Origin of the sequence: Sphingomonas colocasiae, assembly GCF_019880585.1 — a bacterium.
GTDB lineage: Bacteria > Pseudomonadota > Alphaproteobacteria > Sphingomonadales > Sphingomonadaceae > Sphingobium_A > Sphingobium_A colocasiae.
In genome coordinates, this window is record NZ_JAINVV010000011.1 from 360,015 (window position 1) to 382,308 (window position 22,294).

The window sequence follows — 22,294 nt, forward strand, 5'->3', positions numbered from 1 at the left end:
ATCATCTCGCGCACAATCTTCTGCAAAGGCGAGCATATTGCCTCCCCTTCCCCGACATAGGGATTCATCGATCCTCTCCAGGATGAAATTAAACCTTGCCCGAGGTCGCCGAATCTTCCGCCGGGCTGACCTGATCCGTGTTTACAACCGCCCGCGCCATTTACAATACATTTTTGTTGCGTAATGATAGCAGCGTTGCCGATCGGCGATGAAGCGCGGTGCGCGCCTTGGTGGAACGCCGCCCGGCGCGGCAAGGGAGAGCGATTTGAAGATCTATTATGGTGGCCTGTCGACCGAGACGAACGCCTTTTCCCCGATCCCGTGCGGGGTCGAAGATTTCGTCGATTCTGGGCTGCTGACAACAGACAGGCCCGATACGGATCTGGTCTTCGAGGCCGTTCATGCCGTCGGCGGCACCGTGACCAGGGGCCTTAACCTGATCGCACAGCCCGCCGGCCCGGTGATCGCCGCCGCCTATGAAGCGCTGACGCGCGCGCTGATCGACGACATTGCGGCACTCGGCCCGTTTTCCGGCATCATCCTCAATCTGCATGGCGCCATGGCGGCTGAGACGGTATCGGATTGCGAAGGCGATATCCTGCGTCGCGTGCGCGCGCTTGTCGGCCCCGGCGTCTTCATCGGCGCGGTGCTCGATCCGCACAGCCATCTGACCCCCGCCATGCTGGGGCATGCCGATGTGCTGATCGCCTATCGCGAATATCCGCATACCGACATTGCCGATGCAACGGCGAAGCTGTTCGATCTCTGCGTCCGGCGCCTGTGCCTAGGGATCGCGATGCTGCCCTGCGTCTTCGATTGCGCACAGATCGACATCTACTACACCGCCGCCGCGCCGATGCGCGATCTGCTGGCGGAACTCGAGCAGATGGAGGATGATCCGGAGATCCTCTCCATATCGATCATCCATGGTTTCCCCTGGGGAGACAGCGCCGATCTGGGCACCAAGATCCTCGTCTATGTCCGGTCCGACATCGAACGCGGCCGGGCGCTGGCGGCGGATATCGGCAGCCGCATGATCGCCCTGCGCGGCAAGTGCGGACCGAAGCCGCTGGATGCCGCCCGGGCGATTTCGATCGCGCGCGAACTCGACGGCATCGTCGTGATGGCCGATATCGCGGACAATGCTGGCGGCGGCGCCCCCGGCGACTCCACCTTCCTGCTCAAATCCCTGCTCCAGCAGCCCGGGCCGCCGAGCCTGATCGGCGCGATCTGGGATCCCGTGAGCGTCGGCCTGGCGTTCAAGGCCGGCCTCGGCAACCGGATCGCGCTCAGGATCGGCGGCAAGGTCGGCGCCTCGTCGGGCGATCCCGTCGACATCGTCGGCGAAGTGGTCGGCTTGGCGCGCGATCATCGCGAAACCGCGCCAGGCTATGGCGACGTGACCATCGATTTCGGCGATGTCGCGGCGATCCGCATCGACACGCTCACGGTCGTGATGTCGACGCTGCGCAGCCAGGTCTTTTCCCCCGCCATCTTCCGAGCCGTGGGTATCGCGCCAGAGGAGATGAAGATCATCGCGGTGAAAAGCACCCAGCATTTCCGCGCCGGCTTCGATGCGCTGGCCGATCATGTGCTTTATGTCGACACGCCGGGCGCGCTGTCGCTGCGCTTCGAACGCCTGCCCTACCGCCATGTCCCAAGAACGCATTGGCCCCGGCTGGAGAGCGCGGCATGACGGTCGCGCTTCGCGTGCCCAGGCCGTTGATCCCACTATGCAGCGCCATCGGCATCTCGTGCGGCGTCACCGTCCTGCTCATCACCGTCTTCAGCTATCTCGCCCTGCCGATGGCGCGCGATCTGCGGATGACGCCGGCCGAAATCTCCGGCGCGATCAGCCTGCATATGGGGTTGCTGATCTTTGCGCTGCCGGCCGCCGGCATGATCGCCGACCGGATCGGCGCCCGCGCGACGATCGTCGCCTCGGCGCTGCTCTATGCCGGCTGCCTCTGGTGGATATCGACACTCCCGCCCGGCCACCTCGGCCTCTATCTGGCCTTTGCGCTCGCGGCGGTCTTGGGCGCCGGCGCATCGCCCGTCACCTATATCAGGCCGATCGTCGAACGGTTCGAGCATAACCGCGGCATGGCGCTGGGCATCGCGCTGTCCGGCGTCGGCGTGGCGGCCATGGTGTTGCCGCACATCGTCGAACCGGCCGTTGCGGCACAAGGCTGGCGCAGTGCGATGCGGCTGCTCGCCGTCATCGCGCTGACGGCGGCGCTGATCGGTGCGCTGGCGGCCGGCGATATGCGGCGAAAACCAGGCGCGATCGCACCCGAAGGAAACGGCCATTCGCTGGGCGAGGCCGCACGAACGCCCGCCTTCCTCATCATGGCCGCCGCGTTCCTGCTGTTCGGCCTGGCGCTGGCGGGCGTGATCGCTCAACTCGCCCAGATCTGGGATCGGCTGGAAATCGATGTGCTCAGCGCCTCGGGCTTTCAACTCGGCATCGGGGCCGCGACGATCGGCGGCCGGCTGCTGGGGGGCTGGTTGATGGATCGATATCCGGCAAACGCGATCGGCGCGATATTCGGCGTGATCGGCGCCGCCGGGCTACTCATGCTGGCCAGCCTTCCCGATCAGCGCGCGGCCCTGATCGGCGCCTCCCTCGCCTTCGGCCTGTGCATGGGGGCCGAAAGCGACGTCGCATCCTATCTGGTCAGCCGCCTCTTCGGCCTGGCATATTTTTCCCGCATCTATGCGATGCAGGCGGCCGCTTTCATGCTCGGCGCCGCGATCGGGCCGGTCAGCGCCGCGCTTCTCGCCCAGGCGATCGGCTATCCCGCGCTGGTCGTGCTCGCCGCCGTCGCGCTGCTGCTTTCAGCGCTGCTGCTGGCGCTGTTGAGGGCGCCTTCAAGCACCAATGTCGCGACATTGTCGACATAGGTCTCGTCGATCTCGGTCTCGCCGAAGAACTGGTGGAAGAACATCGCGCCGGAGATCACCTCGATCAGCATCGGGACGTTGATGTCCGGGCGCAGTTCGCCCTTGTCGATGCCGCGCTGAAGCACCGCCGTGGCGATCGTGCGGCGCTGGCGGACGATCTCCATCGTCGCCTCGCGCAGATCCGCGTCGACCGCCATCTCGGCGATGAGGAAACGGAAGACGCGGCCAAGCCGGCGGTCCGCGACGAGCTTCGCCATCGCTCGGACCATTTGCCGCAGATCGGTGATGACATGGCCCGTATCGGGCGGCGTGGGATAAGTATCGGCATAGACGTCCCTGATCGCCGCGATCACGACTTCGTTGACCGTTTGCCAGCGCCGATAAAAGGTGGATCGCGGAATGCCCGCATGCGCGGTGATCTTGTCGACGGTCAGGCCGCTGAAACCGACCTCGATCAACAGGTCGATCGCCGCATCCAGCATGCGCTTCTCGACCGCGGCATCCTTCGGCCTGCCCCTTGGCTTGAGTTCGGCGTCCATCTTCCTCGCGTCCCGTCGTGCGGGATCGAAATTTTCGTTTCAGTTCAGCGCAGTCTTAGCCTGGCACTGACAATTTCGCCACTCCGGTGGAGCGATATTTGACATTACGCTACTTTAATGTAGCGTAAATATGCTCGGCGCGATCGTGACGCCGTGGCCCGGCAGAGCGGCCCAGCCCCCAGAAAAGAAGGAACAGCTTCGTGACGAAAGCCCTCGCAAAACGGATATGCCGATACGCCCTGCTCATATCGGCGATAGCGCTGCTACTCTTCGCCATGTGGCTTGTCGGTGCATTGTGGACGCGATCGCAGATACAGAGGATCAACGCCGGCATATCCGAAATCTACCGCGCCGATGGCGTTGCCGATCAAGGTTATGTGACGATCGGTGGCGTCCGCCAGTGGATCACGGCGCGCGCCATGTCGAAGGGCCAGCCGTTGCTGCTTTACGTGCACGGCGGCCCGGGGAGCGCGGTGAGCGATTTTTCCTATGCCTTTCAGAAGCCGTGGGAGGATTATTTCACCGTCGTCCAATGGGATCAGCGCGGCTTCGGGCGATCGGCCGTCGATCTCGACAGGATGGGGCCCGTCACCAAGGACCAGTTGGTCGCCGATGCGATCGAACTCATCGAAGTGCTGCGCAAGCGCTATCGCCAGGACAAGGTCATCCTTGTCGGCCATTCCTTTGGAACGATCATCGGCGCCAGCGTCGCACGCGCGCGCCCCGATCTGCTGCACGCCTATGTCGGGCTCGGGCAGGTGACCAATTGGCCGACGCTTTTCCAGGACAGCAAGGATGCGATGCTAGCGATCGCACGCGCCTCCGGCGACAAGGATTTCGCCGCGCGGCTGACGCGCATCCCCCCCGGCCCGCCCGCTTCCAATGTCGAGGCCTTTGGCGAATGGAGCGGCACCATCCAGGCGGAGGCCGCACCCAAGGGCTATTTCTGGTACAATGCCAGAAGCGGCGAGGATCTCGCACGGCGCACGTTGAGCTGGCCGCTGCTGTCACCCAGCCTTTCGCTCCGGGAATTCGCATCGACGCTGTTTCGCGACGATTCACGGAAGACCAGGCTGCCGCTGGTCCGTTCGGTCGCCGCCTGGGATTTCCGCAAGGATCTGGGCAGGCGCTTCGACGTGCCGATGATCTTCGTTTCGGGGCGCCATGACCTGACGACACCCGTCGGCAAGACCGCCGAACTGGAGCGGGAGATCGACGCCCCCTATAAGGCGATGAACATCCTGCAGCATTCGGCGCACGTCATGTTCCTCGAGGAGCCCGCACGACTGCTCAAGATATTGACGGATGAGGTGCTGCCGCTCGCGACGGCTCCGGTCCCGGCACCGGCGCGACAAGGGACCGGCCGGTAGCGGAACTCAGGAAAAGCCGGGCTTCGCGCAACCGGCTCGGGGGCACCCGTCATATCTAGGATATAGCCAGCGCGTCTCCCGCCCCCGTAAATCCCGACACGCCAGACGGCCCGAAGGCCGCGGCATCGCAGCGGGAATTTGCGAGGCATTGCAGGGAGAAACGAGAATGAACGCGCACGCCCCCATCACGTCGCTTGCCGCCGTCGCGCTCGCGGCGCTGATTCCCGCCGCCGCCGCCGCCCAGACGGCGGAGGCCGCGCAGGCGGAGGATCCGCTGGGCGGGGAGATCGTCGTCACCGCGCGCAAGCGCAGCGAACGCGCGATCGACGTGCCCGCCTCGCTCAACGTGTTTTCGGGAGAGACGCTCCAGTCCAGCGGCGTCGCGACGATCGCGGACCTGCAATATCAGACGCCGGGGTTGAAGGTTGCGGTGGGCGGCGGTTCGACGCGCATCTCGCTGCGCGGTGTCGGCACCAATATCGCAGCGGGCGGTCCGTCGGTCGCGGTCCATCTCGACGGCATCTACGTGCCCAATACCCGTCTCGCCATCGCCGAAATGTTCGACGTCGATCGCGTCGAAGTGCTGAAGGGGCCGGAAGGCACGCTCTATGGCCGCAACGCCACGGGGGGTGCAATCAATATCGTCTCGCGCGCACCTGGCGAGAGTTTCGCGGCCGACGGTTATATAGGCTATGGCAGCCGCGACCTGATGACCGCGCAGGCGGGCGTCACGGTGCCGCTTGGCGAGCACGGCGGCCTGCGCCTCTCGGGCGCCTATGCCAATGACGACGGCTATACAAAGGCTATCAATGCCGCGGGCGGCGAGATCGACGATCGCCATTATGCCGGACTGCGATTGCGTGGCCATTATGCGCTGACCGAAACGCTGACCGCCGATTTCACCGCGCAATATGCCCGCGATAAAGGCACGACGGGTTTCGGCGGTAGCAACAATCCCGACTCCCCGGTCTATGCCAGCATCGCGCCGCAGCGTGAAAATCCGCGCCGCGTCAATTTCGACGTGCCGCCGGAATTCGACCAGAAGGCGCTGCTGCTCTCGGGCACGCTCACGCTCGACCTTGGCGGCATCACGATCAAATCGGTCACCGGTTATATCGACTATTCCACGCGCGAGCGCAGCGATGTCGACGGCGCGGGCGGGCTGATCGCCTATGTGGTCTCCGAAGTGGACTCCGATTTCTTCTCGCAGGAATTCCAGATTTCCGGCGGCGGCCCCGGTGCGACCTCCTGGACGGCGGGCGCCTATTATGCGCGCGAGACGTTCGGCGGTTTCGGCACCGAGATCGATTCCGATTATCCCGTGATCGATCCCTATGTGTACACCGACGTCTCGCAACATCGCGTAAGCAAGAGCCGGGCACTGTTCGGCGAGGTCTCGGTGCCGCTTTCCCCCCGCTTGTCGCTGCTGGCGGGCGCGCGCTACACGCGCGAGCGGCAGGTGAGCGAAGGCGTCTTCGCCGCACCGCTGTTCCTGCCCGATCCCGATCGCGCTGGAAGCGGTGGCCAAAAGCGACGCGTTCACCCCCAAATTGCTCGTCGAATACCGGCCCTATGACGGCGGCAAGCTCTATGCGAGCGCGACGCGCGGTTTCAAGAGCGGCGGCGCCAATCTGGAGACGACCGCCACCGTCTTCCGCCCCGAGCGGATCTGGGCCTACGAGATCGGCAGCAAGAACCGCACCGCCGACGGCCGCGCCGAATTCGGCATCGCCGCCTTCTATTACGATTATACCGACCTTCAGCTCCGCACGACCTTGTTCACCCCCGAAGGCATTTTCACGCGCATCACCAACGCCGCCAGTGCATCGATCCTCGGGCTGGAACTCTCGGCGATGGTGCGGCCCGCCGAAGGGCTGTCGGTCGATTTCAACGGAGCCTGGCTCAAGACCAGGCTCAAGGAGTTCATCTCGCCGGTCACCGAAGAGAGGGTCGTCGGCCTGCCGATGCCGCTCAGTCCCAGGGTCAGCTTCACGACGGGCGCGCAGTACCGGCTGGATCTGGGCACCGGCGGATCGCTCACCGCGCGCGGAGAGGTCAGCTACCAGTCCTCGGTCAACTTCCCGCAATTCACCGATTTCGAACGCGAGCGCCAGTCAGGCTATGCGCTGCTCAACGCCAATCTGCGCTATGATCTGCCGGGCGGACGGATGCATGTCGCGCTGATCGGCCGCAACCTGACGAACCGCCTCTACAAGACGCAGCGCTTCTATTACGCCGGCTTTGCCGACACCGAATTCTACGGCGCGCCGCGGACGGTGGAAGCACGGCTGGGTTTCAGCTTCTGAGGATGACAGGCATGGTGATCGCGGCGAAACCCTTCGACTATCCCTATGACGGGCGGCTCGATCCCGAGCGGACGGCGCTGCTCGTCATCGACATGCAGAACAATTATCTGGCGCCGGACGGCTATTTCGCGCGCAGGGGCTATGATCCGGCGCCGATGCGCGCGATCGTTCCCATGCTTGCCCGGCTGGTCGACGCCGCGCGGGCGGCGGGCTGCCGCATCGTCTGGACGCGGCAGGGCAATCGCGCCGACCTGGCGGACGCATCCCCCTATGATCTTTGGCGCGCGGCGCGTGCGGGCATCGTCTTCGACGACGGCGGCGATGCCGCCGCCTTGCTGCGCGGCACACCGGGCTTCGATATCGTCGACGAACTGCGCCCTGCCCCGGGCGACATCATCGTCGACAAGACCGCCAACGGCGCCTTCTGCCAGACCGATCTCGACATGGTGCTGCATGCCCAGGGCATCACCCATCTGCTGTTCAGCGGCATCACCACCGATGTCTGCGTCCACACCACGTTGCGCGAAGCGGTCGACCGCAAATATCAGTGCCTGACCGTCATCGATTGCTGCGCGAGCGGCGACGCCTATGCGCACGAGGCTGCGATCCACATGATCACCGTGGAGGACGGCATCTTCGGCACGATCGCGACCGCCGATGCGGTGATCGCGGGGCTCGGATCGGCGCGCGCGGGATAACGCCGAAACGCTTGCGCGGAGCAGCAGCGAATGACCCACACAGCCATCGAAGCCCCCTCCCCCTCTTCTCTCCATCGCCTTGTCCGGCCGCAATGCCGGCGTGATGCCGGGCTTGCATCGGCCGCGACGCCGCGCTCTGTTCATCGGGCGGACCATGTCATGGACATGCCGTTCGCCGATGCGGGGACGAGGATGGAGCAGGACCGAAACGAAACGGGGCTCGCCGCCGCGGCCGAAGCGGGCGCGCGGCTGATCGACGCGATCGCCACGCCCGACGGCTTCGGCGCACTGTGCGCGGAGCTGGGCGCGATCTGCGCCTTCCAGAATTTCATCGTCTATGTCTTCCGCGCCGATGCGTCGCCCGCTCTGATCCACAGCAATCGCGGCATGCCGCGCATGCAGGACAGCATGGCCGGCTATATCCACGGGCTCTACGCGCTCGACCCCTTTCACCGGCTGACGCTGGAGGGCGCATCGGGCCTGTTCCGGATGCGTGACATCATGCCGGAGGCCTTTCCCCAGTCCGAATATCATCGCCGCTTCTACAAATTCACCGATGTGTCGGACGAGTTGCGCTACATCGTCCAGCCAGACGCCGCGCGCACCGTCCATATCTTCATCGAGCGGGAGGGCGGCGCCCTTTTTTCGGCCGCCGAGATGGCGCGGCTGCACGCCGTTGCCCCTTTCGTGCTGCGCTTCGTGGCCGCGCATATCGCCTGGGCCGATCAGGGAGAGCCCGAACGCCTTGCGCCCGCCCCCGCCTTCGACCTGCGCGAAAAGGTGCGCGCGATGCAGCCGGGCGCGCTCACCCCGCGCGAGGTCGATACCGTGGAGCTGATGCTCAAGGGCCATTCGACCAAGTCGATGGCGCGCGTGCTCGGCATCGACGCCGGCACCGTCGCCAATCACAAGCGCCATATCTACGCCAAGCTCGACGTCCATTCGCAGGCGCAATTGTTCGATCTGTTCCTGCGCAGCCTGGCGGCTTGACGGCCGCGCGCATAGCGCACAACCGTGCCCCCGTTTTCCGGGAGATGACATGAAACGGCTTTTTCGCCTGGCCCCATTGGCCCTGCTCGCCGCCGCCGCGCCGCCGGCCGGCGAGGGTCCGGCGATCCTGACAGACGATGTGACGCGCTTCTATGCGCTCTACGATGCGGCCGGCGGCAAGCCGACTGCCGAACAGCTCCAGCGCGACTATCTGGACAAGGGCAGCGCGGGTCTTGCCGAATTCGCCCGGCTGCGCACCATCACCGGCGAACGCATGGCGGCGGCCATCGCGGCGAACCCGAAGATGTTCGACGATGCACGGCGCTGCAACGCCGTGTTGCCCCGGGTGAAGGCGCGGCTCGCGCCCGCGCTGGCGAAGCTCGCGGCACTCTATCCCAAGGGCGTCTATCCGCCGGTTACGCTCGCCGTCGGGCGCGGCAAGACCGGCGGCACCGCCAATGCGTCGGGCGTGATGATCGGGCTGGAAACCTTGTGCGCCTTCGATTTCATGGAGCCCGACCCGGAGGATCGCTTCGTCTATGTGATCGCGCATGAATATGCGCATGTGCAGCAACCCGCAGCACAGGTGGAGAATCCCGACGAAAGCGTGCTGACCGCCGCATTGACCGAAGGCGCCGCCGAATTCGTCGGCGAACTGATCTCGGGATCGGTCAGCTATCGCCATCTGATCGCCGCGACCAAGGGGCGCGAGGCGGAGCTGGAAACCGCCTTCCTCGCGGACAGCGACAAAAAGGCGCTGGGATCGGACTGGCTGTACAATGGCCGTGGCACCCCCGAGCGCCCCGGCGATCTCGGCTATTGGGTCGGCTACCGCATTTCCAAGGCCTATTACCGCAAGGCGAAGGACAAGCGCGCCGCGCTCAAGGCCATCATCGAGATGCCCGATCCCAGGGCCTTTCTCGCCGCAAGCGGCTGGAAGCCGGGCATGAAGCTGGATTGAACGCGTTATCTCAATGACGCTGGTGGTGGCCTCAGAGTCCGTTTGAAAATGTGCGGAAGAGCACATTTCCAGAGCCGCACCGGCGCATTTCAAAACAAACTCTCAGCCCTGCTCCGCCATCACGCGCTGGAATTCGGCGGTCAGCCGTTCGAGCACCGGTTCATGACCTTCCGGCAACGGCGTCCCGAGGTGAAGGTGGCGCAGTTCGTCCATGAACGCCGCCCATAAGGCCGGGCCGCCTTCCTCCAGCAATTGCTGGCGGATCGCCAGCGGCGGCGTCACCGGCAGATGGCGCCGCCCCCATGCGCCCAGCGCGACCAGCATCGGCACCAGTTCGATCGCCTTTTCGGTGAGGCTGTAGACCGCCTTTTGCCGGTGCGTCGGATCGTCGGCGCGCGTCAGCAGGCCGTTGTCGAGCAGTTTCTTCAGCCGGTCCGACAGGATGTTCGATGCGATGCCCTCGTCGGAACGCGACAGCAATTCGCGGAAATGCCGGCGATTGCCGAACATGATGTCGCGCACGATCACCAGCGTCCAGCGATCGCCGAGCAGTTCGACGGTCAGGTTGATCGGGCAGCCGGAACGGATGGTCGTCATACTACTTGCAATATACAACTGGTTGTGACAGACGCAACTGATTGCAAATCAATATCGGTCAGGAGATCGCCATGGGCAAGGTCAAGGTCGCCGGTTTCGCGCTGTCGCTCGACGGGTTCGGCGCGGGCCCCGAACAGAGCCTGGAGGATCCGCTGGGCAAGGGCGGCCGATCCTTGCACGAATGGGCCTTCGCCACGCGCACCTTCCGCGAGATGTTCGGCGAACAGGGCGGCGAAGAGGGTGTGGACGAGCGCTTCGCGCGGCAATCCATGGCCGGGTTCGGCGCCTTCATCCTGGGGCGCAACATGTTCGGCCCGGTTCGCGGCGACTGGCCCGACGATCAGTGGAAAGGCTGGTGGGGAGACAATCCGCCCTATCACGCACCCACCTTCATCCTGACGCACCATCTCCGCGCCGCGATCGAGATGGAGGGCGGCACCGTCTTCCACTTCGTGACCGACGGGATCGAGGCGGCGCTGGAGCGCGCGCGCCAGGCGGCGGGCGCGCTGGACGTGAAGATCGGCGGCGGCGCCGAGACTGTCCGCCAATATCTGCGCGCCGGCCTGATCGACGAGATGCACCTGGCGATCGCGCCGGTCCTGCTCGGCCGTGGCGAACCGCTGTTCGCCGGGCTCGACCTGCCGGCGTTGGGCTATCGCGTCGCCGAAAGCGTGGCGGGCGAACGCGCCACCCATGTCGTGATCACGCGATAGGGCATCGTGCGGCATGCACCGCGTGCATGTCGCAGGCACATGCTTGCACTTGTCCAAAGCGACGGAGGCGCCCACTGGGGATGCACAGGCACGCCCCAGGCATGCCGGATCGCATCAGGGCAGCGCTGGTTCCCATTTGCGACCGCGATGACATTGTCGCAAATCATCCAGTTCCGGGAGCTTTCCATGTCGAGAACCGCCGTCCGCCCCTATCTTGTTGCCAAGGATGAAGATGGCGTGTTTCGCGTCACCGTCCGGACGACGCGCTATAATTCTCAGGGCTATCCGCTGGTTTCGAGCGAGATGCTGGCGGACGGCTTCAAGACGCAGACCGCCGCGCGCGCCTTCGTCCGCGAGCAATATCGCGTCGAAACCGATCAGATCGCCAGCAAATAAGCAGCGCTGGAGCATCGTGCGGAAAAAGCCTGCCCTCGCGAAGGCGGGGGTGGGAACCGGTTTTCCGCAAATATGATGCGATCACAAACAGCGCGAGCAGGTTGCGCGATTCAAGTTTCGCGCAGCCTGCTCGCGCCGCGGCGGAGGTTGATGTGAGCAGTTCGCTGGACGACCAGATCATCGAAACGCCCGACGGGCCGATGACCTGGGCCGAATGGAAGAAGAAGCATCCCGTGCAACTGCCGTCGCGGCGCAGCAAGGGCAAGGACCTGCCCAACAAGGTGAAGCGCTTCACCGACGACCGCTGAAGCGGCCGATCTCCGTCGCCGGCTCCTGACCGCGTTGTTCCGGCCCGCCTCCGGTCGATTCCGCTTGACGGCGGGGGCGGTTGACGGGTTTCGACGCGGCATGATCCGATCCGGACCCGCCACCGCCATCGGCGCCGTCGCCATCCTGCTGTGGGCGAGCCTCGCCACGCTCAGCATGGGGGCCGCCGCCTATGGCCCGCTGCAATTGATGACCGCGGCGTTCGGCATCGCCTTCCTCGCCGGCGCGTTGTGGCTGGCCGCCACCGGCCGCGCCGCGCTGCTCGATATCCGCCGGCTGCCGCGTGCCTTCGTGATCGAGGCGGGGCTGTCGCTCGCCGGCTATCACCTGCTCTATTTCCAGGGGCTGCGTTCAGCGCCCGCGGCAGAGGCCAATCTGATCAATTATCTCTGGCCGCTGCTGATCGCGGTGTTCGCCGATCGCAGCCGGATCCTGCGCACCTTGCCCGGCGCGTTGATCGGCTTTGCCGGCGTCGCGCTGCTGCTTTATCAGCCCGGCGGCTTCGCCCGGCCCGAACCTGGCCATGCGGCGGCGCTTGCCGCCGCGATCGTCTGGACGCGCTACAGCATCCGCAATGTCCGCTATGCGGCGATCCCGAGCGAAGCGCTGATCGGCATATTCGGCCTGGTCGCGCTGATCGGCGGCGCGGCGCTGGCGCTCGGCGGCGCGGCGCTGCCCTGGCCCGGCACATCCCAGGCGCTGATCATCCTCGCCATCGGCATCGGGCCGTTCGGCATCGCCTTCCTGGCATGGGATCTCGGCACCAAGCATGGCCGGGTCGGCCTGCTCGGCATCCTCGCCTTCGCCGCCCCCGTGCTCTCCACCTGCCTGCTCGTGCTCACCGGCCATGCCGCGGCAAGCGGGCGGCTGGCCATCGCCTGCCTGCTGGTCGCCGCCGGCGCGGCGCTGGCCGCGCTCGCCGGGCGCCGTCCCGCCCCTTTACCCCAAGCCTGAAAAAGGATCTCCGATGCTGCTCCATATGTCGACCTGGCCCGAGATCGCCGCCTTTCTCGAACGCTCGCAGACGGTGGTGATCCCGATCGGATCGAACGAACAACATGGCCCCACCGGCCTGCTCGGCACCGACTGGCTCTGCCCGGAGATCATCGCGCATGAAGCGCAGCGCGATCGCGATATCCTGGTCGCCCCCACCTTCAATATCGGTATGGCGCAGCATCACCTGGCCTTTCCCGGCACGATCTCGCTGCGCCCCTCCACCTTCATGGCGGCGATCGCGGACTGGGCGCGGTCGCTTGCCGCGCATGGCTTCACCCGCCTCTATTTCCTCAACGGCCATGGCGGCAACGTGCCGACGATCGAGGCCGCCTTTTCCGAAATCTATGCGGAGGCGAGCTTCGCCCGCCGCTCGCTCGGCTACACGCTGCGCCTGCGCAACTGGTGGGATCTGCCCGGCATCGCCAGGCTCGCCGAACGGCAATTTCCCAAGGGCCATGGCAGCCATGCGACGCCGTCGGAAATCGCGATCACCCAGTGGCGCTACCCCGATCAGATCAAGCAGGCCGCCTGCGAACCGGAGATCGCATCGAGCGGCCCGGTGCGCGAAGCCGCCGATTTCCGGCAGCGCCATCCGGACGGACGGATGGGATCCAACCCCCTGCTCGCCACGCCCGAAGCCGGCGGCGAACTCGTCGCCACGGCGGTCAGCGGCCTTGCGGAGGATCTTCTGGCCGGCTGGTGATCGCACCGCGGGTGACGGTGCGATGCGCCGCCGTCACCGCGCCTTGCGGGGCGACACCCTCGGGTGCGTGAAATAGGGCGCTTCGTTGCCGAAGATCACCGCCCATTCCTCCGGCGTCAGCGGCAACTGGGTGCGCAGCAGCGCATAATATTGGTCGGGCGTGTAGATGGCCGGCCAATCGGATCCCAGGATGAAGCGGTCCATGCCGATCCGCCGCATCTCCTTCACATAGTCGCCGGCGAGCACCGGATCGGTCTTGTCGTTCACCACGAGCAAGGCCAGTTCGATCCGCAGGTTCCTGGTGCCCTTGGCCTGTTTCGCGATCGCATCGCCATAAAGCGCCAGCGCGTCGATGGTGATCCGGTCGAGTTCGCCCCAGCTTCCGCCATGCGCGATCTGGACAGGCACATCGCCCATGCCCGGCAACACCCGATCGATAAAGGCGCGGGCGTCGTCGGCCGTATAATCCTTGGCATTGCGGACATGGATCGCGATCGGCAGCGCGTTGCGCCCGGCAAAGGCGAAGACGGCGGCGAGCTTCTCGATATCGGCGTCGGCACGCGGATTGAAACCGCTATTGGCCAGATGCAGCTTCAGCCCGCTGACGCCCGGCCGGTCGCGCCAGTAATTCAGTTCGTCCATCGCGTTGGCCGCCAGCGGATTGACCGAGATGAACGCCTGGAGCCGGCCGTTCGAGGCCAGGCCGGCGGCGACATTATAGGCATTTTCCGTGCGGGTCAGCGCGGCCATGTCGGCGGGCGCCGGCTGCATCAGCGGCGACGCGAACATATAGGCGACGGACAGCAAGGTCCCCTGGCGCACCCCGGCCTTGTCGAGCACCGCCAGCGCATCGGCGCCGCTGCGCTCGTTCATCATATCGTCGGACATGCCGGCGAAGATCTCGGGCTTCGCCGCCTTCATCCGCCTGAGATCGGCGGTGACCGCCGGCCCCTGGATATGCATGTGATAATCGCCGATCGCCACCGGCGCCGCGGCCGGCTTGTCCTCCGCCCGCGCCGTCATCGACCAGGCTGCCGCGAAAAGCGCCGCACCGACGGCCAGGCTGGATCGTAGCGTCGATTTCGTCATCGGGTTGTTCCCCTTTTATCGCATGTTCCGGCATTCGCCGTCCGGGTGCCCCGGCAGCGAATGCCAATTCCGGTTTAAACTTTCGGATCAAACGAACCGATATGGATCAGAATGTCTTCGATAGCGAGACACCGAAGGTCCGTGGCTGGATGATCGCGATGCGCTGGATCCCGCCGGTGCCCGAATTACTGAGAAAGGCGCGCGTATCGCCGACGTTGCGGACATAGACGTCCAGCGCATAGCCGTTGTGCGACAGGCCCGCGCGCAGATCCACCGTGTCGTAGGACGGCATCACGAAGCGCGGGATCGCGGCACTCGCGGTGAAGATCTCCAGCCGGCTGCCGACATGGCGGTAATTGGCGCCAACATAGCCGTTCCACGCATCGGCGATGGCGAAGCCATATTCGGCGCCCAGCAGCCCCGCCCATTTCGGCGTGTTGGGCAGGCGATCGCCCGGATTGGCGAAGGTCGGCGCCGCCGATGCCGATCGCGTATAGGCGTCGGTATAGGCGATATTGCCGTTGATCGTCAGGCCGGTGACGGGCCGAAGCGCGAAGGATCCTTCCACGCCCTTGCTGCGCGCCTTGCCGCCGTTGCGATAGAAGTTGAGCCCGGTGACCGGATCGGTGCCGCGGATCTGGACATCGTCCCAATCGATGAAGAAGCCGGCGAGATCCAGGCTCAGCATGCGATCGAACAGATCGGCCTTGGTTCCCAGTTCATAATTGATCACCTTGTCCGCGCCATAGGTGGCGAACGGGCCGGTCAGCCCGGCATTGGGGCCGCCGGGCCGGAAGCCGGAGGCGACACGGGCATAGACCATCAGCGTGTTGCTGATCCGGAAGCGCGGATTGATCGAGAAGGTGAGCTGGTTTTCAGAGGACGAAGCCGGGATCACGCCCGCACCGGTCAGCAGCCCGTCGGTGATCGATTTCGACCGTTGGCTGTTATGGCTGTATCTGAGCCCCGCCTGCACGTCGAAACGCTCGCTCAGGTTGAGCGTCAGATTGCCGAAGCCCGCGATTTCCTCGTAGCGCGTCGGGCCGTCGACCGACAGCAGCAGCGGAACGGTGGGCAGCACCGCCCCCGTCGCACCGTCGAGATTGCTCGTCTCCTGGTGCAGCGTGCTGGTTTCCCGCGTGTAATAGGCGCCGACCTGCCAGCCGAGCAGCCCCGACGCGCTCGACGTAAGCCGCACTTCCTGCGTGAACTTGTTGGCGCCCAATTGGGTGACGAGCCCGCCGCCCGCGCCCGGCACGCCGAAGAATTGCGTGATGAGCGGCCCGAGCACCGGCGAATAATCGACGATGCCGCTGAAGCGCCGGCGACTGTAGCTGGTGTCGGAGACGAGTTCGAACCCGTCGAAATCACCCTTGATCGCGAGATCGAACAGCCAGAGCGAAGCGTTGGACACGTCGGTGCCGGGCACGGGCGCCGAAACCAGGTCTCCACCGATCGGCCGCCCGGTGGCGGGATCGACATCGATGACGGGATTGCCCCTGATACGGATCCGCTGGTGCAGCGCGGACAGGTTCATGCTGATCGTCTCTGTGGGCTTCAGCGCCAGCGCCACCCGGCCGCCGTCGTAGAGCGAACGGTTGCGATCCTTGCGCCCGCGCGCCGGATCGTCGAGAAATCCGGGGTCGACACGGTGAAAGCCGCTGGCGACCACCGCCGCCGTCTCGCTGAGCGGCAGGTTGATGCGGCCCCGTGCCGCCACGCCGACATCGCCGCCGTCGATGGCGGTGGCGCCGATCTCGACACGACCGCCGACATTGCTGAAATCGGGGGCCTTGTTGACGAACTTGATCAGCCCGCCAAGGCTGGCCGCGCCGTATAGCGTGCCCTGCGGCCCGCGCAGCACCTCGATCCGTTCCAGATCATTGGGATCGAGATCGGGAATCGAATTGCCACCGCCGAAAAAGGTGCTCGTGGTGACCGGCGTGTCGTCGATATAGACGGCGACCGTAGGGTTGCCCGATCCGGTGGTGATGCCGCGGATGCTGACGCCCGATTGCGCGCCGCCCGTCGCGTTGTTGGTCACGTTCAGGCCGGGCACGCGCGCCGCATAATCCTCCAGCCGCACTTCGCCGTTGCGCGTCAGCGTATCGCCCTTGAGCGCGGTGATCGAGAACGGCACGTCGAGCAGCCGTTCGTTGCGCTTGCCGGCAGTGACGATGATCTCGCTGTCGGCGAATGGGTCGGCCTCCGCGGTTTCGGGGGCGGCCTCGGCGGGCGCGGCCGACGATGTCGGGCGCTGCGCCTCCCCATATTTGAGGATGATCATCGATCCGTCGTCACTGGCGATCGACAGGCCGGTGCCCGCGATCATCGCGCGCAGCGCCGCCCGGGCGTCGAGATCGCCCTTGATCGCGCGGGTGCGCACGCCGCGCAGCCGGCCGGTCGGCGCCGAGATCTGGATGCCGGCCTGACGCGCGAATTGCGGGATCGCCTGGCGTGCATCCTGCGCGGGCACGTCGAAGCGGCGCTGCTGCGCATGAGCGGGCTGGCCAAGCGCCAGAGCGGCGATCGCGCAGGCGGCCGCCAATGTCGAGATGCTTTTCTTCCGTGTCATATCCGTCCCCCCAGAGCCCGCTTGCTGCGGGCGTTCGGGCCTAGACGCGCGGCCGATTTCAAATCCGCTATCCGGTACTGAAAAAAATCTGAAATATATTTGGGGGGGCTGGACGCGGCGGTCATACGCTGGATTGCTCCACCGCTTCACCCGCAGTGCTCCATCCTGTCATTCCCGCGCATGCGGGAATCCAGCTTCTTCTTCTTTCTGATGCTTCACGGAAAAGCTGGATTCCCGCGTGCGCGGGAATGACAGAGACAGGCAGATCGAAGTCTCAGCGCGACAGCCTCACCTCACCCGGACCGATCACTGCCTTCAGTTCCAGGCTCGCCGCCGCCGCCCTGGCGAAGGTGACGGGATCGTTCGACGCGAACAGCCCGGTGATCTCCTCGCGGCCGATACCGGGATCCTCGATGATGATCCGCGTGTCGCTGTAGCGGCCGAATGCGGCGGCGGCCTGCGCCAGCGGCTCGCCTTCGAAGGCGATGCGGCCGCTGCGCCAGGCGATCTCGCGATCAACCTCGGTCGGCGCGATCGCGACCGGCTGCGCCACCGCATGGCTGGTGACGATGCGCATATTGGCGGTCATCCGCACCGGCCGGGGCGTCGCGGGTTGGGCAACCTCGACGATGCCTTCGCGCACCAGCACCTCCACCGGCGCGTCGCTCAGCCGCTTCACCGAAAAACTGGTTCCCACCGCGCGGACCGAGGTGCCGCCCGCCTCGACGATGAAGGGGCGCGCCGGATCCTTGGCGACGTCGAACAGCGCCTCCCCCTCCTCCAGCGTCACCGTTCGCCGTGCATCGGCAAAGGCGACGCGGATGCGCGAGGCGGTGTTGAGCGTGACGGCCGATCCGTCCTCCAGCGTCACCACGCGCATCTCGCCCAGCTTCGTCTCGTACACCGTGTCGCGCATCATCAGGCCGAGCCCGATCGCGCCCAGCGCGGACGCCGCGACCGCCGATCCGCCCAGCCAGAACAGGCGGCGGCGCGTGATCGGCGTGGCGGCGGGCGGCTCCGCCTGCGCAAAGGCCTCGGGATCGAAATCGGGGCCGAGCGCACGCGCGCTGTTCGACTGGAGCGCCACCGCGCGCATGCGCATGAACGCGCCCAGCCGGCGCGCATCGCCCGCGATCCACGCGTCCAGTTCGCCCTCGTCCGCCGGAGAGAGCGCGCCGCGATCGATCCGCGCCGCCCAATCGGCCGCGACGGCGTCAATCTCCTGGCTTGTCTCTCTGTGCATAAGTCCCGGCATTTCCTTCCGTTGCTTCCCTAGACGCGCCAGCCTCCGCTTTTCCACCCCTGCCCAGAATATCGGCGAGGCGGCGAAAGCCCTTGCTCATCTGTTTTTCGATCGTGCTTTCGGCGACGCCCAGTTCCTGCGCCACTTCGCGCTGCGACATCGCCTTCACCCGGCGAAGCACGAACACCTCGCGCGTGCGCGGCGGCAATTGCGCGATCGCCTCGGCCAGCTTGCGCAGCTCGTCGCGATCGGCGGCGACGGTTTCGGGATCGGGCTCGTCCGACACGAAGTCCATCGCCTCGAGCTGGGTCATCGAATGCATCGGCACCACGCGAGCATGGCGGATATGGCTGAGGATCACCGATCGCGCGGTGGTGATGAGGTAGGTGCGCGGATTGCGGATCTCCTCCACCGATTGGGTGGTGCTCAGCCGCGCATAGGTTTCCTGGACGATATCGTCGATGTCCAGCCCGTCCACCGGCCGCCGCGACAGCCACGCGCGCAGGGCCGGCTCGTGCGGAAGCACGTTGCGGGCCAGCCACAGGGCGCGTTCGTCATAGCGATGCATAGCCGGCTAATTGATACGAAACCGCGCCCGCCGACAAGAGCATGGGCATGCAACGCATGGACAGCCGCCCCGATGCTATGACAATTAGCCTTTCCGAAGACACGTCTGGGAAGGATTGATGAGCGAACGGACGCCGCGACGGCGGCTGCGCCAGAACGAACCGGTGGGCACGCGCAGCCTGATCCTCGAGGAAGCGATGCGCCTGATCGCGCGCGACGGCGTCGAGGAGATGCGCCTGAAGGACATCGCCGATGCCGTCGGCATTCGCATCCCCTCCATCTACCGTCATTTCGAAAGCCGCGAGGCGATCATCGCCGAACTGGCGCGCGCGATGGTGGAGGAACTGGCGCAGTTCCTGAGCCCCGATCCCGCGCTTGACCCCGTCGCCTGGATGGAAAGCTGGGCGCGCGGCCTGGTCTGGTTCTTCGCGAACAAGCCCGCTTATGGCCGGATGATCCTGCGCGACCTGGCAACGCCGGGCGGCTTCGGCCCGATCTCGGCCGCGCTGGGCGCGGTCGAGGATACGCCCCGCCTCGACGGCGTCTCGCGCATGGTCGACGCGCTGCGCGCCGCGCATCGGCGCGGCATCGCCGATGGCGCGTTCACCGCCGATCTCGATCCCGGCTTCTTCTCGATGATGTTCGGCACCGTCCTGGTATCGCTCGTCTGGCCCTATTCGGGCACCAGCGCGGCGATCGGCGTGGCCGAACTCGAACGCCTGCAATCGCGCGCGGCTTCGCTCGCGCTCAGCCTGCTGCGATAGAGGCGATCACCAGGCCAGTCTGGACCGGGCGAGGATCATGCTCGTATCCGCCCGGCCGACCGGCACCACATTGGCGGGCCGCGCCGGCACCTTCGCGCCCGCCGGCCAGCCGTCGCGCACCTCGACCAGTTCGACCTCCAGTCGCCCGCGCGCACCCGGCGTCACCGTCAGCGTCACCGGATCGGCGCCGCTGGCATAGAAGGGGAATTGCGACCATTTGCCCGCGCTGAGCTTGCCCGGCAGCGGCCGGCCCTCCAGCGTCAGCCCCGTCATATCCGCCGAAGGCTTCATGAAGATCTGCAGATACCGGCCGCCATTGGCATTGGCGACGCGCAGATTGATCCGCCGTGCCGCGCCCTCTCCGGCCATCGACAGATCGAGCACCGGCCGCACGAACGCCGCCTGCCGCGCGCGCGCCGACAGCAACGGATCCTTGAACAGCGGCTCCATCGGCCGGCGCGTCGCGGCGCCGCCATCCTGCTCCAGCACCGATTTCGTCCAGCCGAAGGGATCGAGCTTGGTGCTCGCCCAATAGCTGGCGCGCTTGTCGATATCGGTCAGGTAAAAGGCCTGGACCAGTTCGGGCGTCGCCGATGTCGGCGTACGCCCATGGATGCCGGTGAACACGCACAACAGCACGCCGGCCGCAAGCACGGCCGCCCCGGTCCAGGCAGATCCCCTCAGCGACCAGAACAGCGGCGCCAGCCCAAGCGCGGCCAGCGCGACGAAGGGCGTGACGATCATCGGCAGCATCGGCCCCATCAGCACGAAGAAGCCATAGCTCTGCGTCGCCATCAATCCGATCAGCAGGGCCGCGGCGACCGCGATGCCCGCCAGCGCGGCGGTGCGCCCTGCCCGTTCGGGCGCGAGCACCAGCAGCGCCGAGACGCCGGCCAGCGGCAGCAAAGGCCAGACCAATGCATGCGCGCCATTGGGCAGCGCAATCTGGAGCGCGACGGTGAACAGCGCGACCAGCGCGACCGCGCCCGCGAAGAACCCCGCAAGCCCGGCCGGCCGGCCGAAGCTGACAAAGGCGAGCAAGGCCGCGACCAGCCCCACCGCCATCGCGACCAGGCTGAAGCTGCCGAGCACGCCGCACAGCAATCCCGCCCCGAGCAGCCAGAGCGCGGCCGCGCGGCGCTTGCCATTGGCGGCGGCACGCAACAGCAGCACGCCCGCGCCGCCCGCGATCAGCCCGGCGGCGGCCAGCAGCCAGCCGAATTGCGCGATCAGCGCATAGGGCGAGGCGACGTCCTTCAGCAGGAAGGACGCCAGGCGCAGTTCGACGAGCAGCGCGGTGGCGATGCCGAGCAGCAGCGCCAGCAATCCGCCGGCACCCCGCGCCGCCTCTTTCCAGGCGATGCGGCGCCGGGCGATGCCCAGCCCCAGCGCACCGAAAGCGGTGACGACCGCGACGAGCGCGAGCAGCCAGCCGAACCATGCGGGATAGGAGACGAAGGTCAGGCCCAGCAGATCGGCATAGACCATCTCGTCGAGGCTCTTGGGCAAGGTGCCCGCCTGCGCGAAGGCGCGCACCGTCGGCAGCACCTGATCGCCCATATGCTGGAGGCTGCCGACGCTCAGGCTCTCGGGCGTCGAGACCGGCGTGTGATAGGCCATCTGGTTGCCGGCAAAGGCGAAATTCAACCCCGCATAACCCTTCATCAGCGGGATGGTGAGATCGGTGTCGTTGGGCATCCGCTTGTAGAGCGTCGCGGTGAGCGAATCCGCCGAGGGCGACGCCACGACATCGCGATAGACCTCGATCAGCCCGCGGCTGTTCGGGCTGGTCTGGAACATCTGGCTGCGGCCATTGTCGCCGCGCGCCTCCAGATTGATCACCAGACCGATGCGGCCGCGCAAGGGGTCGTCATGGAAAAAGGCGCTCGCGCCGAGCAGCCCGGCTTCCTCGCCATCGGTCATCAGGAAAACGACCGAGCGCTGCAGCCCGCCCGATGCCTTGAGCGCGCGCGCCGTCTCCAGCGCCACGGCCACGCCCGACGTGTCGTCGCCCGCGCCCGGCGAATGCGGCACGGTATCGTAATGCGCCATCACCATCACGGCGGGCAGTTTGGGATCGCTCCCTTTCAGTTCGCCGACGATGTTGCGCACGCGGCCGGCGAGCGCCAGATCCTTGAAATGCGGATGCGTCGTGATCGCGGTCTGCGTGCGCATCTGCGGATCGAGCCCCAGCGCCTGCATGCGCGTCATCAGATAGGCGCGGGTCTGCTCGATCTCCGCCGAACCGATCGGATGCGGGCGCACCGCGATCGCGCGGACATCGTCCATCGCGCGTTCGGCCGAGAAAACATCGGCGGGCGCGGACCTGGGCGCGGGCGCTGGCAATGTCGTCGTGCCCCAGGCGAGAGCCAGGCCGATCGCGAGCGCAAGGCCGATCAGCAGCCAGTTGAGCGCCCCGCCCGTTCCGGCGTCCGGCTTCGTTCCCTGAGACACCTGATCCATGTTCCCGTCACCTTCATTGTCGCGGCCCGCGCGGCGGATGCTAATCCAACTAGCTTGCCCGCCGATGATCGTACACCCTACAATGCCCGCCAT

Annotated in this window: 21 protein-coding genes; 14 read left to right on the top strand and 7 right to left on the bottom strand. The window is 66.2% G+C overall.

Going from position 1 to position 22,294, the window contains the following annotated elements:
* Positions 1–265: 265 nt before the first annotated feature.
* Both K7G82_RS23275 and K7G82_RS23280 read left to right on the top strand, forming a co-directional pair.
* Positions 266–1,696 carry a M81 family metallopeptidase gene (locus tag K7G82_RS23275; protein ID WP_222992343.1) on the top strand — a complete coding sequence of 477 codons (1,431 nt, stop codon included), beginning with the start codon at positions 266–268 and terminating at the stop codon, positions 1,694–1,696.
* Positions 1,693–2,904 (top strand): MFS transporter, encoded by a 1,212-nt coding sequence (locus K7G82_RS23280; protein WP_222992344.1) that lies wholly within the window; start codon positions 1,693–1,695, stop codon positions 2,902–2,904. The genes K7G82_RS23275 and K7G82_RS23280 overlap by 4 nt, the downstream gene beginning before the upstream one ends.
* On the opposite strand, the gene K7G82_RS23285 is transcribed toward K7G82_RS23280, so the two are convergent.
* Complete coding sequence (locus tag K7G82_RS23285; protein ID WP_222992345.1) at positions 2,796–3,443, bottom strand: TetR/AcrR family transcriptional regulator; 648 nt, start codon at positions 3,441–3,443, stop codon at positions 2,796–2,798. The two genes, K7G82_RS23280 and K7G82_RS23285, sit on opposite strands and share 109 nt — an antisense overlap.
* A 200-nt stretch (positions 3,444–3,643) precedes the next feature.
* Here K7G82_RS23285 and K7G82_RS23290 point away from each other — a divergent pair, with 200 nt between their 5' ends.
* The 6 genes from K7G82_RS23290 (at position 3,644) to K7G82_RS23315 (ending at position 9,768) form a co-directional block, all read left to right on the top strand.
* The gene (locus K7G82_RS23290) at positions 3,644–4,813 is read left to right on the top strand and encodes an alpha/beta fold hydrolase (protein ID WP_222992346.1); all 1,170 of its coding nucleotides are present in this window, start codon (positions 3,644–3,646) and stop codon (positions 4,811–4,813) included.
* A gap of 166 nt (positions 4,814–4,979) precedes the next feature.
* Positions 4,980–6,389 (top strand): TonB-dependent receptor, encoded by a 1,410-nt coding sequence (locus K7G82_RS23295; RefSeq protein ID WP_222992347.1) that lies wholly within the window; start codon positions 4,980–4,982, stop codon positions 6,387–6,389.
* On the top strand, positions 6,334–7,119 hold the full coding sequence (locus tag K7G82_RS30095; protein ID WP_222992348.1) for a TonB-dependent receptor: 786 nt from the start codon (positions 6,334–6,336) through the stop codon (positions 7,117–7,119). Before K7G82_RS23295 ends, K7G82_RS30095 begins: the two co-directional genes overlap by 56 nt.
* A gap of 11 nt (positions 7,120–7,130) precedes the next feature.
* Complete coding sequence (locus K7G82_RS23305; protein WP_222992349.1) at positions 7,131–7,817, top strand: cysteine hydrolase family protein; 687 nt, start codon at positions 7,131–7,133, stop codon at positions 7,815–7,817.
* A gap of 30 nt (positions 7,818–7,847) precedes the next feature.
* Positions 7,848–8,807: a helix-turn-helix transcriptional regulator gene (locus tag K7G82_RS23310; RefSeq protein ID WP_222992350.1), complete on the top strand. Its 960-nt coding sequence runs from the start codon at positions 7,848–7,850 to the stop codon at positions 8,805–8,807.
* Between the two features lie 49 nt (positions 8,808–8,856).
* Positions 8,857–9,768, top strand: a complete 912-nt coding sequence (locus tag K7G82_RS23315; protein WP_222992351.1) for a DUF2268 domain-containing putative Zn-dependent protease — start codon at positions 8,857–8,859, stop codon at positions 9,766–9,768.
* 102 nt (positions 9,769–9,870) lie between these two features.
* Here K7G82_RS23315 and K7G82_RS23320 read toward each other — a convergent pair whose 3' ends face one another.
* On the bottom strand, positions 9,871–10,365 hold the full coding sequence (locus tag K7G82_RS23320) for a winged helix-turn-helix transcriptional regulator (RefSeq protein WP_222992352.1): 495 nt from the start codon (positions 10,363–10,365) through the stop codon (positions 9,871–9,873).
* A gap of 71 nt (positions 10,366–10,436) precedes the next feature.
* Between K7G82_RS23320 and K7G82_RS23325 the strand changes: the two genes are divergently transcribed.
* The 5 genes from K7G82_RS23325 to K7G82_RS23345 all read left to right on the top strand — a co-directional run bounded on the left by K7G82_RS23325 (position 10,437) and on the right by K7G82_RS23345 (position 13,500).
* On the top strand, positions 10,437–11,078 hold the full coding sequence (locus tag K7G82_RS23325) for a dihydrofolate reductase family protein (RefSeq protein WP_222992353.1): 642 nt from the start codon (positions 10,437–10,439) through the stop codon (positions 11,076–11,078).
* A gap of 186 nt (positions 11,079–11,264) precedes the next feature.
* Positions 11,265–11,474, top strand: a complete 210-nt coding sequence (locus tag K7G82_RS23330) for a hypothetical protein (RefSeq protein WP_222992354.1) — start codon at positions 11,265–11,267, stop codon at positions 11,472–11,474.
* A gap of 152 nt (positions 11,475–11,626) precedes the next feature.
* Positions 11,627–11,782 (top strand): hypothetical protein, encoded by a 156-nt coding sequence (locus K7G82_RS23335; protein ID WP_222992470.1) that lies wholly within the window; start codon positions 11,627–11,629, stop codon positions 11,780–11,782.
* A 100-nt stretch (positions 11,783–11,882) separates the two neighbouring features.
* Complete coding sequence (locus tag K7G82_RS23340; RefSeq protein ID WP_222992355.1) at positions 11,883–12,755, top strand: DMT family transporter; 873 nt, start codon at positions 11,883–11,885, stop codon at positions 12,753–12,755.
* 13 nt (positions 12,756–12,768) lie between these two features.
* Positions 12,769–13,500 (top strand): creatininase family protein, encoded by a 732-nt coding sequence (locus K7G82_RS23345; protein WP_222992356.1) that lies wholly within the window; start codon positions 12,769–12,771, stop codon positions 13,498–13,500.
* 33 nt (positions 13,501–13,533) lie between these two features.
* Here the strand turns inward: K7G82_RS23345 and K7G82_RS23350 are convergent, their stop codons facing one another.
* From K7G82_RS23350 to K7G82_RS23365, 4 genes are all read right to left on the bottom strand, one after another.
* Positions 13,534–14,589: an amidohydrolase family protein gene (locus tag K7G82_RS23350; RefSeq protein WP_222992357.1), complete on the bottom strand. Its 1,056-nt coding sequence runs from the start codon at positions 14,587–14,589 to the stop codon at positions 13,534–13,536.
* Between the two features lie 106 nt (positions 14,590–14,695).
* The gene (locus K7G82_RS23355) at positions 14,696–17,164 is read right to left on the bottom strand and encodes a TonB-dependent receptor (protein ID WP_222992358.1); all 2,469 of its coding nucleotides are present in this window, start codon (positions 17,162–17,164) and stop codon (positions 14,696–14,698) included.
* 274 nt (positions 17,165–17,438) lie between these two features.
* On the bottom strand, positions 17,439–18,407 hold the full coding sequence (locus K7G82_RS23360; protein ID WP_222992359.1) for a FecR family protein: 969 nt from the start codon (positions 18,405–18,407) through the stop codon (positions 17,439–17,441).
* Entirely contained in the window at positions 18,379–18,975 is a 597-nt protein-coding gene (locus tag K7G82_RS23365; protein ID WP_222992360.1) for an RNA polymerase sigma factor, read from the bottom strand. The genes K7G82_RS23360 and K7G82_RS23365 overlap by 29 nt, the downstream gene beginning before the upstream one ends.
* 118 nt (positions 18,976–19,093) lie before the next feature.
* On the opposite strand from K7G82_RS23365, the gene K7G82_RS23370 reads away from it, so the two are divergent.
* Positions 19,094–19,738 (top strand): TetR/AcrR family transcriptional regulator, encoded by a 645-nt coding sequence (locus K7G82_RS23370; protein WP_222992361.1) that lies wholly within the window; start codon positions 19,094–19,096, stop codon positions 19,736–19,738.
* A 6-nt stretch (positions 19,739–19,744) separates the two neighbouring features.
* On the opposite strand, the gene K7G82_RS23375 is transcribed toward K7G82_RS23370, so the two are convergent.
* Positions 19,745–22,201 carry a M20/M25/M40 family metallo-hydrolase gene (locus K7G82_RS23375; RefSeq protein ID WP_222992362.1) on the bottom strand — a complete coding sequence of 819 codons (2,457 nt, stop codon included), beginning with the start codon at positions 22,199–22,201 and terminating at the stop codon, positions 19,745–19,747.
* Positions 22,202–22,294 lie beyond the last annotated feature (93 nt).

Bases quoted from the DNA above. Each gene is read 5' to 3' on its own strand.
- K7G82_RS23355 (WP_222992358.1), bottom strand. From the start codon at position 17,164: ATGACACGGAAGAAAAGCATCTCGACATTGGCGGCCGCCTGCGCGATC.
- K7G82_RS23345 (WP_222992356.1), top strand. From the start codon at position 12,769: ATGCTGCTCCATATGTCGACCTGGCCCGAGATCGCCGCCTTTCTCGAA.
- K7G82_RS23295 (WP_222992347.1), top strand. From the start codon at position 4,980: ATGAACGCGCACGCCCCCATCACGTCGCTTGCCGCCGTCGCGCTCGCG.
- K7G82_RS23340 (WP_222992355.1), top strand. From the start codon at position 11,883: ATGATCCGATCCGGACCCGCCACCGCCATCGGCGCCGTCGCCATCCTG.
- K7G82_RS23310 (WP_222992350.1), top strand. From the start codon at position 7,848: ATGACCCACACAGCCATCGAAGCCCCCTCCCCCTCTTCTCTCCATCGC.
- K7G82_RS23370 (WP_222992361.1), top strand. From the start codon at position 19,094: ATGAGCGAACGGACGCCGCGACGGCGGCTGCGCCAGAACGAACCGGTG.
- K7G82_RS23315 (WP_222992351.1), top strand. From the start codon at position 8,857: ATGAAACGGCTTTTTCGCCTGGCCCCATTGGCCCTGCTCGCCGCCGCC.
- K7G82_RS23330 (WP_222992354.1), top strand. From the start codon at position 11,265: ATGTCGAGAACCGCCGTCCGCCCCTATCTTGTTGCCAAGGATGAAGAT.
- K7G82_RS23305 (WP_222992349.1), top strand. From the start codon at position 7,131: ATGGTGATCGCGGCGAAACCCTTCGACTATCCCTATGACGGGCGGCTC.
- K7G82_RS23285 (WP_222992345.1), bottom strand. From the start codon at position 3,443: ATGGACGCCGAACTCAAGCCAAGGGGCAGGCCGAAGGATGCCGCGGTC.
- K7G82_RS23375 (WP_222992362.1), bottom strand. From the start codon at position 22,201: ATGGATCAGGTGTCTCAGGGAACGAAGCCGGACGCCGGAACGGGCGGG.
- K7G82_RS23350 (WP_222992357.1), bottom strand. From the start codon at position 14,589: ATGACGAAATCGACGCTACGATCCAGCCTGGCCGTCGGTGCGGCGCTT.
- K7G82_RS23280 (WP_222992344.1), top strand. From the start codon at position 1,693: ATGACGGTCGCGCTTCGCGTGCCCAGGCCGTTGATCCCACTATGCAGC.
- K7G82_RS23365 (WP_222992360.1), bottom strand. From the start codon at position 18,975: ATGCATCGCTATGACGAACGCGCCCTGTGGCTGGCCCGCAACGTGCTT.
- K7G82_RS23320 (WP_222992352.1), bottom strand. From the start codon at position 10,365: ATGACGACCATCCGTTCCGGCTGCCCGATCAACCTGACCGTCGAACTG.
- K7G82_RS23325 (WP_222992353.1), top strand. From the start codon at position 10,437: ATGGGCAAGGTCAAGGTCGCCGGTTTCGCGCTGTCGCTCGACGGGTTC.
- K7G82_RS23360 (WP_222992359.1), bottom strand. From the start codon at position 18,407: ATGCACAGAGAGACAAGCCAGGAGATTGACGCCGTCGCGGCCGATTGG.